Genomic DNA, 13401 nt, shown 5'->3' on the forward strand with positions numbered 1-13401 from the left:
CCTATATTGAAAGCTTGTCAAGACGTTTACCGCCCCACACTGAGTTAACGATAGTTCGCGTACCGATAATGGCAGTAAACATTGATGTGATAATACCAATCGATAATGTGATAGCAAAACCTTTAATCGGTCCAGTACCCACTGCATATAAAATTATCGCTGCAATTAACGTGGTGATATTCGCATCAAGAATGGTTGAAAATGCCGCATCATACCCTTGATGAATCGCTTGTTGAACTGATTTACCTTCACGAAGCTCTTCTCTTATCCGTTCGAAAATCAATACGTTAGCATCAACCGCCATACCAACCGTTAAGACAATACCTGCCATACCTGGTAAGGTTAACGTCGCGCCCGGAATTAAAGAAATAACACCAACAATTAACACTAAGTTTGCCGTCAATGCTAAGTTTGCTACCACACCAAAAGCGCGGTAATAAAACAACATAAAGATAAAGACAAGGGCAAATCCGCCCATGATCGCTTGAAAGCCTAATTGTACGTTTTCAGCACCAAGCGTTGGCCCAACTGTACGTTCTTCAACAATACGAATAGGAGCAATAAGCGCACCGGCTCTAAGAAGTAACGCTAGGTTGTGAGCTTCAGCTTGCGAACCCGAGCCTGTAATTCTAAAGGTTTTACCTAAGCGGCCTTGGATCGTAGCAACACTGATGATTTCTTCGATTTTTTCATAAACAATATTCCCTTGAGCATCAAGGCGATCTGTTGGTTTAAATTCAATAAAAACCGTGGCCATTGGCTTACCAATATTATTTTTAGTCGCATTTGACCATTTACTGCCACCTGGAGAATCAAGCGTAATATTGACTTGAGGGCGAGAATATTCATCAAAACTAGAACCAGCATCAACAATATGATCACCGGTTAACATCACGCGTTTTTTCAATAATGATGGGCGACCATCTCGGTCGTATAATAATTGAGAACTTGAAGGTACACGGCCATTTAAGGCAGCACTTAAATCACCATCACTGTCGACCATTCTAAATTCAATAGTTGCCGTAGCACTTAAAATTTCTTTCGCTTTAGCTGTGTCTTGAACACCTGGTAACTCAATAATAATATTCTTTTGACCTTGGCGTTGAACTAATGGTTCTGCAACCCCTAATTCATTCACACGATTACGAATAATGGTAATATTTTGTTGTAAAGCGTACTCTCTAATTTCTTTGAGTTTCTGCTCTGTCATTGAAGCAGACAATGTCATTTTGTCACTATTTTCTTCAAACAGTAAATCACGGTATCGCTTTGATAAGAAAGATTCAGCAAGATCAACGTCTTCAGCATTTCTAAATTGAATCTCAATTGCAGAGCCAACTTCTTTTACCGTTCGATAGCGAATATTTTCACCACGTAAATCAGTACGGAAATCACCAATCATACCATCCGTAGCTTTAGCGATTGCTTCATCCATATTCACTTCCATGGTAAAGCTTACGCCACCGCTTAAATCTAAACCTAGCTTCATAGGAACACCGCCTACACTCGCTAACCAATCAGGCGTGTTTGGCGTAAGGTTTAAGGCAACTGAATATTTATCACCAAGATTTGATTCTAATAAATCACGCGCTTTAAGCTGATTTTCAGTATCAGTAAATTTTGTTAAAATTTGACCGTTCTCGAAAGTGATTTTTGAATAATCAATCCCTTCTTTAGTCAATTGTGACTTAATAGTGTCAAGTGTTGTCGCATTTGCTTCTACGCCCCGTAAACCTGACACTTGTACTGCTGGAGATTCACCGTAAATATTAGGTAACGCATAAAGCGCACCTATTGCTACGACAAATAGCACCAACAATTTTTTCCATAATGGAGAGTGGTTTAACACAATGTCATCCTATTTTTATCAATGGCTACTTCATATTTTTCATCACGAGTATCATTTCATTTTCTCAACCCGTGAATCAATCATATTATAAGTTTTTCATAGTACCTTTAGGCAATACCGCATTAACTGCAGCTTTTTGAACAGTGACTTCAGTACCTTCTGCAATGCTGATAACAATAAAGTCTTTATCATCTGACACTTTCATTATTTTACCAACAATACCGCCTTGCGTTAGCACTTCATCACCTTTAGAAAGTGCTGACATTAAACCTTTGTGCTCTTTTACACGCTTAGCTTGTGGACGATAAATCATGAAATAAAATACAAAACCAAACACCAATAACATGATAACCATTTCCATACCGCCACCCTGAGGTGCTGGTGCCGCTGCAGCATGTGCTTGACTAATAAATAAACTCATAATTTTCCTCTTATACTTCTTCTATTAAATGATAATTTTTATGATTAATTGGGCCTTTCAAAGCCAATTAATCGCTAAACTTGTTCACTTCCTGCCGCTAAAGGCGGGACAGGTAAGTCACGCAAGGCATAAAATGTTTCTACATATTCCGTTAACTTACCTTGCTCGATAGCATCACGCAATTCTTTCATAATACGCTGATAAAAACGTAAATTATGTAACGTGTTCAATTGTGAACCCAAAATTTCATTACACTTATCTAAATGGTGTAAATAAGCACGTGAATAATTTTTACAGGTATAACAATCACATTCTGCATCTAAAGGACTGGTATCAGTTTTATGTCGTGCATTTCGAATTTTTAACACGCCATTGGTCACAAATAAATGACCATTACGGGCGTTTCGTGTTGGCATGACACAATCAAACATGTCGATACCGCGACGCACACCTTCCACTAAGTCTTCAGGTTTGCCTACTCCCATGAGATATCGGGGCTTATTCTCAGGGATCAAGGGGGTGGTATGCTCTAAAATTCTTACCATATCCTCTTTTGGTTCGCCTACCGATAAACCACCGATTGCATAACCATCAAAATCAATCGCTTTTAAACCTTCGACTGAAATTTCACGTAAATCTTCATACATGCCACCTTGCACTATACCAAATAACGCATTGGGGTTTTCTTGGTGAGCATCTTTAGAACGTTGCGCCCAACGTAATGAAAGCTCCATTGAATCTTTTGATTCTTGATGAGTAGCAGGATAAGGCGTACATTCATCGAAAATCATCACGATATCAGAGTCTAATTTACGCTGAACTTCCATCGAACGTTCAGGCGTTAACATAATTTTTTCACCATTGACTGGAGAGCTAAACTTAACACCTTCTTCGGTGATCTTACGCATTTTACCTAAACTAAAAACTTGAAAGCCGCCTGAATCAGTTAAAATAGGTTTATTCCAATTAATAAACTCATGTAAACCGCCATGCTGTTCAACAATATCAGTGCCAGGACGAAGCATTAAATGAAAGGTATTTCCTAAGATAATTTCAGCACCAATATCTTCAACTTCTTCTGTTTTCATGCCTTTCACTGTGCCATAAGTTCCTACTGGCATAAAAGCTGGAGTTTCAACCGTGCCACGAGCAAAGGTTAAACGTCCTCTTCTCGCTTTACCATCTTTGGTAATTAAATCAAACTTCATTGCTTTAACGGGTAATTTTTCTGTCATTATAAATTCCTCAACCAACTAGCGAAACAGGCCAGCGGTTTAGTTTAATCGTATCGTTTAGTTAGTTTTTTTGGTTAGCAGCATGGCATCACCATAACTAAAAAAACGATACTTTTCGGCAACAGCATGTTGATAAGCTGTCATGATATTTTCGTAGCCAGCAAATGCGCTCACTAACATTAATAGGGTTGATTCTGATAAATGAAAATTAGTGATTAAAGCGTCAATCACTTCAAATTGATAACCAGGGGTGATAAAAATATCCGTGTCACCATAAAATTCTTGCAATGGCTGACCGTTTTTAATCGACGATTTTGCCGCACTTTCAATCGACCTAACCGAAGTAGTACCAACAGCAATAACACGTTTTCCGTTGGCTTTAGTTTCAGTAATTTGTTCGACCACTTCTGCTGGTACTTCAACATACTCAGCGTGCATTATATGGTCGGCAATGTCATCAACGCGAACCGGCTGAAAAGTGCCTGCCCCGACATGTAAGGTAACAAAGGCAAAATTCACCCCTTTTTCGCTAAGCTTAGCTAATAACGCATCATCAAAATGTAAACCGGCCGTTGGCGCCGCAACGGCACCGGGTTTTTCATTATAAACGGTTTGATAACGTTCTTTATCGCTCTGTTCATCGGGACGATCAATATAAGGAGGTAATGGCATGTGTCCGACGTCTTCAAGCACTTGCAATACATTGTCTTGTGAATGTATTTCTAATTCAAATAAAGCGCCATGCCTTGCCACCATAGTTGCATTTACTTTATTTTCAAGCAATAACTTAGTATTTACTTTCGGCGACTTGCTTGCGCGAATATGAGCTAAAAATCGTTTATCATCAAGCAAGCGTTCAACTAAAACTTCCACTTTTCCGCCACTTTCTTTTTGACCAAATAATCGCGCAGGGATGACTCGGGTATTATTAAAAACCAATAAATCTCCTTGATTTACTTGGTTTAATATTTCAGTAAAGGTGGTATCTGTAATCTCACCACTATTGCCATCAAGGGTCATCAAGCGACTCGATGATCTATTTTCTTTAGGGTAACGAGCAATAAGCTCTTCGGGTAAATTGAAGGAAAAGTCGGCAACACGCATGATATTTTAGGAATATTTACTCAGTGAAAAACCGCGTAATTTTAGTGATCATAGCAACGAATAGCAAGTAAAACCGCGTTAACCGTGAAGCTAATTATCACTATAAGTTTACTACTGTGGATCTATTGGTTAATTGGTTAATTGGTTCGTTATTTTAAAATGACTAACTTAGTGGTTACAGTACTGTTAGGTTCTTTAACGTTACTCTCTTGCCTTATAATGCTGAGTATCACTGAGATCAATATTGACCATTGATATAAAATATCTGTCTTGCCCCTATTTGTATCGTATGCTGAATAAAAGTTTTTCATGATGATGTGCTATGAATGATTATAATTTAACGCAAACCTATGCCATTGCTAAGACCATTTTAAATGGTTTTGAGCGACATATTTTTTTATTTAGTGCCATCACACGATCGGCAAAAGAGCGTTTTGAAAACTGCCAATGGCAAGCCATTCATAAAGCAGCAAAAGAGCGAACCGACTACTTTGATAAGCGAGTCATTGAAACCCTTAATACGATAAAAAAAGATTTTGGTATCGAATTATTAGATAAAAAACTTTGGCAAAACATCAAAAACTGTTATGTCGAATTACTGTTAAATCATCCACAAGCAGAATTAGCAGAAAGTTTTTATAACTCAGTATTTTGTCATCTTTTTGAACGAAAATATTATCATAACGATTTTATTTTCGTGGAAGCGAGCGATCTCACCGAACAGCAAATATCTGCCGCTCAAATTTATACTCGCTACCACCCTGCGGAAAAAGGGTTAAGTAAAACCATCACTCATATCATCAGAAAAGCGAGTTTTTCGGCGCGATTTTCTCACCCTAAAAAAGAATTTAGCGCATTAGTTCGAGCATTTATCAAAAAGCCTCAATTAGCAAAATTCCCCCTTGATGCGCTTAAACTCGATATTCTCAACTTTACTTTTTACCGCAATAAAGGTGCCTATATCATCGGTAGAGTCATTTCTCCAGATGGTGAAACCCCTTTTATCGTCGCCATAGTGAATGACGAAAAAACAGGCTTGCATTTAGATGCACTGCTAACAGAGCCAGAAAATATGGCGGTAGTTTTTGGCTTTGCACGTTCGTACTTTTTTGTTGATTGTTTTTACCCACAAGCCCTAGTTAACTTTTTACAAGGCTTGATCCCCCATAAAACCCGAGCAGATTTATATTCAGCTATTGGCTTTCATAAACAAGGTAAAACGCAATTTTATCGTGATTTTTTACATCATTTAGCTAGCAGTAATGATCAATTTCAATTAGCTGACGGAATCAAAGGCATGGTGATGTCTGTTTTCACACTTCCTTCTTACCCTTATGTTTTTAAAATTATTAAAGACAAGTTCGCACCAAGTAAGAAAATGACGAAAAAAGATGTCAAAGCAAAATATCGCTTAGTGAAATTACACGACAGAGTCGGTCGAATGGCTGACACCATGGAATACTCGGAAGTTGCTTTTCCAAAAGCTCGCTTTTCCCAAGCCCTTCTTGATGAACTTATGTTAGTTGCACCTTCAATTATCCGATTTGAAGAGGAACTTATTATTATTCAGCATTTATATATTGAACGTAGAATGACCCCTTTAAATATATATTTAGCCGATGCATCGGATGAAAAAATAGATGAAGCAATGTTTGGTTATGGAGAAGCAATCAAACAACTCATTGCAGCTGATATTTTTCCCGGAGATATGTTATTAAAAAACTTTGGCGTTACCCGACATGGCAGAGTAATTTTTTATGATTATGATGAGATCACTTACATGAATGAAGTAAATTTCAGGGTAATACCTGAGCCAGTTACCGAAGAGCAAATATTTGCGGCAGAGCCATGGTATTCAGTTGCTCCTGGTGATGTTTTTCCAGAAGAGTTAGCAACCTTTGCTTTAGCAAATCCTAAATACCGCAAGGCATTTTTAAAGCACCACAGTGAATTGCTCGATGCCAAATACTGGCAAAAACACCAACAAAATATTGCTCAAGGCGTCATCGAGAATGTTTATCCTTATCCTCAAGAGTTAAAATTAAGTCAAAACGAACTAAGTTAACGATAATTGCATATTTATTAGCCGAACAGTATAAAATTAGAATTTAGCGCTTTACCTTTGTAATTGCTTGGGTATAATTCGTCTCCGTTGCAGGGGTGTAGTTCCAATTGGTAGAACAGCGGTCTCCAAAACCGACGGTTGGGAGTTCGAATCTCTCCACCCCTGCCATTTTCTTCCCAAATTATTTATATCTATTCAGCTATTGTTCTTATCATTAAGTTATAAACATTTTTTAATTTAAAGCCTCCAAACCAGCGGTATTACATTGCTGCCCTTTTATGAAATTCCGTGAGCAAATACCACTTAACAAGTAGCTTTTTGCTATTTATACTGCGATGATAACCAAACACATCTTAATGACAGAACGCTAATGACTATCACCACAAGACAATTCAATCACTTAAAAGCGATGGGGATTACCTTGTGGCAACGTAAAAATCTTAAGCAAACTTCAAGTGAAGTTAAAGAAGAGTCTACTCGCAATATTACCGGTGATTTTTCCGCCAATGAAATTAACAAGCTAACAATATTTCAAGATATTTTACATGCACTGTCTATTAAACCTGATGATATATCGTGGCAAAAGTCTCACCTCGATTTAGGACTATTTAATTGGCAATTTACCGATAATGCTAATATTCGCTTTGAAAAAGCTACACTTATCACACCGAGTTTAGACAAAATAGCTCAGTCACCGGTAGCGAAAAAACAACTTTGGCAAACCTTTATCCAACATAACTTAAATCCTTAAAACTGCTATGTCGCTTACATTTTTACCTATTACCCTTAACGATGTTGGCACACTTATGCCGATTGAAAACGATTGCCATTCACACCCTTGGAGTGAGAAAACCTTTAAAAGCTGTATTGGGGATCGCTATTTCGGTCATTATTTAAAAGACAAAGAGCATATCATTGGCTTTTATATTGGCGAATATATTCTGGGTGAAGCGACATTAATGGATATTTGCATTTCGCCATCTTACCAAGGTAATGGCTATGGAAAGCACATCCTCAATTTTTTTACCAACGAAGCTAAATCACTCGGCGCCGAAAAACTGCATTTAGAAGTGAGAGCAAAAAACATCTCCGCCTTAATGATGTACATTAACGATGGCTATGCTGAAATTGCACGACGCACGGGTTACTACCCTAGCGCAATTGGCTATGAAGATGCGATTGTGATGACAAAGTCGATATAAATTCGTATTGAGTTATTTATTGCAGTAAAAATTAAAGCTTTTCAGAATGAAAAGCTTTTAAGTCGAAAATGTTGTTACTGAGTCACCCTAATTTTTTCAATAAGATTAACATCTTTGAAAGTCGAGTCAGGTCCCATTCTAAAATCAAGCTGTACGAGTTGATTTTTATGATATTCACCGGTTGCTTCATATTTCCATTGCTTGAGTGCTGTCATTGCTACACGATCAAACACATAAGCAGGAACACCATCCATGACTTCAACATTTTTTACTTCTCCTTCCCCATTAATATCAAACTTTAATACCACAGCACCTTCTATTTCCTCTTCTACAGCTTTAAGCGGATATTTAGGTTCAACACGATAAGTTGGCATGGCTTCTTTTTTAACGGCAGGTGGTGTCCTGTGTTTCTGTGTGTTGTTGCCATCACCAATATTGCCGGCATAGCTAAGTCCTGATAATAATGTAATCGATAAGACTGACGCTAAAGCTAAGCTTAATTTTGATGCTTTAGTGTGGGTTTTAATATGTTTTATGCGTTCAAACATGATCTCTTTATCTCCATATTTCTTAAAAGAAAGCTGAGCAAAAGCAAGTGGCGGCGATGTTTCTGCTGCTACTAGCAATGCTCTGCTGTAGTTGATCCTGCTCGCTAATTGTTTTCGCGCCAAAACAATTTGATCACAGGAAAGTTCTTGGTCACGGCGAAAGCGAAAATACGCTAACCATACCAATGGGTGAAACCAAAATAGCGCTAAAAACATAAATGCTATTAAGTTCCAATAAATGTCATTGCGATCAAAATGACAAATTTCGTGTTCCAGAATCAATTTTTGCTGCTCATCGTTATACAAAACAGTAAATTCTTCTGGTAATAATAATTTTTGATTAATAACCCCAACAATCATTGGGCTATATGCGTGTGCACTTTGATACACAGGTAGATTAAGCGGTAATTTAACCGGTAATTGATTTGGGTCTAATCGAGTTAACGCCGTTTTGTTTAAGAATTGAAAATGTGAAATCAACCAATAAATGAGCATTAATGTACTGATTAAAATCCAGCATGATATTAACCATTCAACGGTAAATTGCTGTTGAAATGTTTGAGTTGGAACAACAATGAATTGCTGTATCTTATCATCAGCAAAGTGATTATTAGCCTCCCAAGATAATGGCAAACTATAAAAAAATAGTCCTATTGGTACGCATAGCCATAATAAATAAACTTTTGTTGGGCCTAACCTTTTTAGTAAAAGGCGATGAGATATTAAGATGATTGATAAAATAATGGTTAAAGGTGCAAACCAAGTAATAAGTAAATCAATCATTTTCTTTCTCCTGATTTTCTTGCTCCCACGCCGAAATTATTTGTTTAAGTTCGTCGATGTCATCTTTCTCTAGATTTTTATGCTTAGCAAATCCAGCAATTAACGGAGAAACCCGCCCACTAAACATGCGTTCAATCAGACTCTGACTTTCAGATTGCGTATAGGCTTCTCGTTCTACTATTGGATGATACAAGTAACACCTTTTTTCTTTTTCAAAACCGATCGCTTCTTTTTTCACTAATCGATTTAGCAATGTTTTAACCGTTTTATCATGCCACTGCTTTTTCAGATTTAAACGCTCAATAATTTCATTAGCTGTCGCTGGGTGCTTCTTCCAGAGCACATCTAAAACTTCAAATTCTGCATTACTAATATCTACACTGCTTTGCATCTTTATTGCCTTATGTATTAACTTAAAATCTGAATCACAAATAACACAAATCGATTACAAGCGTAATCACAAACAAGAATTACACTTGTAATCATGATTGTCAAATAATTATCGCTTTAATTTTTTTTAGATAAAAAAATTTAAAGCAAAGTACAGATTATTGCTGCCTTAAACGCTTGTTTTCGATATAATGTTGCGCTTTAAAAATTCGCTATTCATTTATTATTTTATAAACAGGTATTTTGCATGTCGCTACAACAGCAGGAAGTCGACCTAAGACGCACCTTTGCTATTATCTCGCATCCCGATGCAGGTAAAACAACCATCACTGAAAAAGTATTACTTTTCGGTCAAGCTTTACAAAAAGCGGGAACGGTAAAAGGGAAGAAATCAGGGCAACATGCAAAGTCAGATTGGATGGAAATGGAAAAAGATCGTGGTATTTCAATTACCACATCTGTGATGCAATTTCCTTACGCCGACTGTCTTGTAAACCTTTTAGATACCCCTGGCCATGAAGACTTCTCGGAAGATACTTATCGTACGCTGACCGCGGTTGACTCTTGTTTAATGGTAATTGACGTAGCGAAAGGTGTTGAAGCCAGAACCATTAAATTAATGGAAGTTACGCGCTTAAGAGATACACCAATTATTACTTTTATGAATAAAATGGACCGTGATGTGCGTGATCCCATGGAAGTCATGGATGAAGTCGAAGACGTATTAAAAATAAAATGTGCGCCGATTACTTGGCCTATTGGCATGGGTAAAGAATTTAAAGGTGTTTATAACATTTTAACCGACGAAACGTTTCTGTATCAATCAGGCCAAGGCCACACTATTCAAGAAAAACGAGTAATCAAAGGTTTAGACAACCCAGAGCTTGATACTGCCATTGGTCACTATGCCGATGACTTACGCGAAGAATTAGAATTAGTTATTGGCGCATCGCACGAATTTGATTTAGACGAATTCTTAGCAGGCGAGTTAACACCGGTATTCTTTGGTACCGCGCTCGGTAACTTTGGTGTAGATCATATGCTTGATGGCCTAACTAGATGGGCACCCAAACCATTACCACGCAAAACGGATACGCGAGAAGTAAAAGCTGAAGAAGAAAAATTCTCAGGTTTTGTCTTTAAAATTCAAGCGAATATGGATCCAAAACATCGTGACCGTATCGCATTCATGCGTATTTGTTCAGGCAAATATGAAAAAGGCATGAAAATGCGCCAAGTCCGTATCGGCAAAGACGTAAAAATAGCCGATGCCGTTACTTTTATGGCGGGGGATCGTTCAAACGTTGAGCAAGCCTTTGCTGGTGATATTATAGGGTTACATAACCACGGTAGTATTCAAATTGGTGATACTTTTACCGCAGGTGAAGACATGAAGTTTAGTGGTATTCCAAACTTTGCTCCCGAAATGTTCCGTCGAATTCGTTTACGCGACCCGCTAAAAGCGAAGCAATTACAAAAAGGTTTGATTCAGCTTTCTGAAGAAGGTGCAGTACAAGTATTTAGACCTTTAATGAACAACGATATGATTGTTGGCGCGGTTGGTGTGCTGCAATTTGAAGTAGTGGTGCAACGTTTAAAAACAGAATACAACGTTGACGCGATTTACGAACCTATTAGCGTAGCAACAGCTCGATGGTGTACTTGTGATGATGAGCGCACATTAGAGCAGTTTCAGAAGAAAGCATTTGATTATCTCGCCTTAGATGGTGGTGATAATTTAACTTATATTGCACCGACTATGGTTAATTTAAATTTGGCGCAAGAGCGTCATCCGGATATTACGTTCCATCAGACACGAGAGCACTAATTTTGGTGGCATATATTTCGTTTTAGCGGCATTGTTTTCGCTTTTTCATTTGTCACTTAGTACACTAAGCTCCTCATGAAAAAGCTCAACGGCTTTGCTAAAACTCAACTATTGTGCCAAAACGCCTATTGAAATAGCTAAATACAGCTTTATAAAGATTATTTAGATCAAGTTATTACTTGATCACAAAAAGAGTTAATGAAATGAATATTAAACAACTACTTTCAGAAAAAGTGCTAACAGCCATGGTTCAAGCGGGTTTACCTGAAGATACTAATCCTGCATTAAGTATTTCTAACCGTGCCAATTTTGGTGATTATCAAGCAAACGGGGTAATGGGTGCGGCGAAAAAGCTAAAAACGAATCCTCGTGAACTGGCGACTAAAGTGGTTGAACACTTAAACCTTGATGGAATAGCTGAAAAAGTCGAACTAGCCGGCCCAGGCTTTATTAATATTCATTTAGACAAAACATGGTTAGCGGCTCAGTTATCTGCTATTGCAAACGACGAAAAACTAGGTGTTTCGCAACGAACAACCGGGACAGAAGACAATCCTCAAAATGTTGTCGTTGATTACTCTGCGCCAAACCTTGCGAAAGAAATGCACGTAGGACATTTACGCTCAACCATTATTGGTGATGCAGTTGTTCGCGCTCTTGAATTTCGAGGTGATAAGGTCATTCGTCAAAATCACATGGGAGATTGGGGCACGCAATTTGGGATGCTACTTGCTCATTTAAGCGACAAACTTCAAGCCAATGAAGTCGCTGAAACCGCCCTTGCTGATTTAGAAAATTTTTATCGAGAAGCCAAAGTCCGTTTTGATAATGAAGAAGGTTTTGCTGATAGAGCTCGTGACTATGTTGTTAAACTTCAAGGTGGTGACGCCGATTGTGCCGTGTTATGGCAACAATTTATTGATATTTCTATCACACACAGTGAAGAAATTTACCACAAATTAAATGTTACCCTCACCCGTGACGATATCATGGGCGAAAGTGCCTATAACCCTGATCTGCCTAAAGTGATTGATGAATTATTAGCAAAGAAAATTGCGGTTGAAGACCAAGGAGCAAGAGTGGTCTTTATTGACGAAATGGCAAATAAAGATGGTGAACCTTCTGTATTTATTGTGCAAAAGTCAGGTGGCGGATATTTATATGCAACCACCGATTTATCCGCTTGTCGTTATAGAAGTAATGAATTAAAAGCAGACCGAATTATAATTTTCACAGATGCAAGACAAGCGCTCCATTTTAAACAAGTTGAAATAGTCGCCCGTAAAGCCGGCTTTTTACCTGAGCATGTAGGTTATGATCATTGCCCGTTTGGTATGATGATGGGGGATGATGGTAAGCCATTTAAAACCCGTACTGGTGGCACAATCAAGTTAGCAGAATTATTAGACGAGGCAGTTGTTCGTGCTAAAGACGTGATCGCTGAGAAAAACCCCGATTATTCTGATGAAAAACTTACTGAAGTGGCACAAAAAGTAGGTATCGGCGCGGTTAAATTTGCTGATTTATCAAAAAATAGAACCAGTGATTATATCTTTAACTGGAAAACCATGTTGAGCTTTGAAGGTGCAACCGCTCCCTATTTACAGTATGCCTATTCTCGTATTCAAAGTATTTTCTCTAAAGCTGGGGTTAATCAGCAACAATTTGAACAGCACTTTGCCATTGTTGAGCCTCAAGAAAAAGCTTTAGCGTTAAAGTTATTACAGTTAGAAGATGTTATTGATGCGGTTATAAATGAATGTACACCAAATTTATTATGTAACTACCTTTATGAATTAGCGAGCTTATATATGAGTTTTTACGAAGCTTGCCCAATTCTAAAAGACGGTATTGATGAACAAGTAAAACAATCACGTTTAGCTTTATGTGCACAAATATCGAAAACCCTAAAACAAGGGTTAGATATTTTAGGTATCGAAGTAATGGAACGGATGTAATAGCCATTCATATTTTAT

11 protein-coding genes and 1 tRNA gene are annotated in these 13401 nt (G+C 37.8%); 6 read left to right on the forward strand and 6 right to left on the reverse strand.

Annotation, left to right across the window (positions count from 1 at the left end; translation table 11 throughout):
- Position 1: 1 nt before the first annotated feature.
- From secD to queA, 4 genes are all read right to left on the reverse strand, one after another.
- The gene (gene secD / locus ABXH06_RS14270; RefSeq protein WP_311583206.1) at positions 2-1849 is read right to left on the reverse strand and encodes a protein translocase subunit SecD; all 1848 of its coding nucleotides are present in this window, start codon (positions 1847-1849) and stop codon (positions 2-4) included.
- A gap of 85 nt (positions 1850-1934) precedes the next feature.
- Positions 1935-2270: a preprotein translocase subunit YajC gene (yajC, locus tag ABXH06_RS14275; protein ID WP_311583203.1), complete on the reverse strand. Its 336-nt coding sequence runs from the start codon at positions 2268-2270 to the stop codon at positions 1935-1937.
- Between the two features lie 74 nt (positions 2271-2344).
- The gene (gene tgt, locus ABXH06_RS14280) at positions 2345-3478 is read right to left on the reverse strand and encodes a tRNA guanosine(34) transglycosylase Tgt (protein ID WP_353518683.1); all 1134 of its coding nucleotides are present in this window, start codon (positions 3476-3478) and stop codon (positions 2345-2347) included.
- A gap of 84 nt (positions 3479-3562) precedes the next feature.
- Positions 3563-4609 carry a tRNA preQ1(34) S-adenosylmethionine ribosyltransferase-isomerase QueA gene (gene queA, locus ABXH06_RS14285; protein WP_311583200.1) on the reverse strand — a complete coding sequence of 349 codons (1047 nt, stop codon included), beginning with the start codon at positions 4607-4609 and terminating at the stop codon, positions 3563-3565.
- Between the two features lie 322 nt (positions 4610-4931).
- On the opposite strand from queA, the gene aceK reads away from it, so the two are divergent.
- The 4 genes from aceK (at position 4932) to rimI (ending at position 7876) form a co-directional block, all read left to right on the forward strand.
- Positions 4932-6674, forward strand: a complete 1743-nt coding sequence (gene aceK, locus ABXH06_RS14290) for a bifunctional isocitrate dehydrogenase kinase/phosphatase (protein ID WP_353518654.1) — start codon at positions 4932-4934, stop codon at positions 6672-6674.
- Positions 6675-6765: 91 nt separating this feature from the next.
- Positions 6766-6842 (forward strand) — tRNA-Trp (locus tag ABXH06_RS14295).
- Positions 6843-7044: 202 nt separating this feature from the next.
- The gene (locus tag ABXH06_RS14300) at positions 7045-7425 is read left to right on the forward strand and encodes a DNA polymerase III subunit psi (RefSeq protein WP_311583194.1); all 381 of its coding nucleotides are present in this window, start codon (positions 7045-7047) and stop codon (positions 7423-7425) included.
- Between the two features lie 7 nt (positions 7426-7432).
- Positions 7433-7876, forward strand: a complete 444-nt coding sequence (rimI, locus tag ABXH06_RS14305; protein ID WP_311583191.1) for a ribosomal protein S18-alanine N-acetyltransferase — start codon at positions 7433-7435, stop codon at positions 7874-7876.
- A 74-nt stretch (positions 7877-7950) separates the two neighbouring features.
- On the opposite strand, the gene ABXH06_RS14310 is transcribed toward rimI, so the two are convergent.
- Both ABXH06_RS14310 and ABXH06_RS14315 read right to left on the reverse strand, forming a co-directional pair.
- Positions 7951-9207 carry a M56 family metallopeptidase gene (locus ABXH06_RS14310; RefSeq protein ID WP_353518655.1) on the reverse strand — a complete coding sequence of 419 codons (1257 nt, stop codon included), beginning with the start codon at positions 9205-9207 and terminating at the stop codon, positions 7951-7953.
- Positions 9200-9598, reverse strand: a complete 399-nt coding sequence (locus ABXH06_RS14315) for a BlaI/MecI/CopY family transcriptional regulator (protein WP_311583186.1) — start codon at positions 9596-9598, stop codon at positions 9200-9202. Before ABXH06_RS14315 ends, ABXH06_RS14310 begins: the two co-directional genes overlap by 8 nt.
- Positions 9599-9844: 246 nt before the next feature.
- Here ABXH06_RS14315 and prfC point away from each other — a divergent pair, with 246 nt between their 5' ends.
- Together prfC and argS are read left to right on the forward strand one after the other, a co-directional pair.
- Complete coding sequence (prfC, locus tag ABXH06_RS14320) at positions 9845-11425, forward strand: peptide chain release factor 3 (RefSeq protein WP_353518656.1); 1581 nt, start codon at positions 9845-9847, stop codon at positions 11423-11425.
- Positions 11426-11628: 203 nt separating this feature from the next.
- Entirely contained in the window at positions 11629-13383 is a 1755-nt protein-coding gene (gene argS / locus ABXH06_RS14325; protein ID WP_311583181.1) for an arginine--tRNA ligase, read from the forward strand.
- Positions 13384-13401: the final 18 nt, after the last annotated feature.

Origin of the sequence: Thalassotalea sp. SU-HH00458 (assembly GCF_040362795.1) — a bacterium.
Taxonomy (GTDB): Bacteria; Pseudomonadota; Gammaproteobacteria; order Enterobacterales; family Alteromonadaceae; genus Thalassotalea_H; species Thalassotalea_H castellviae.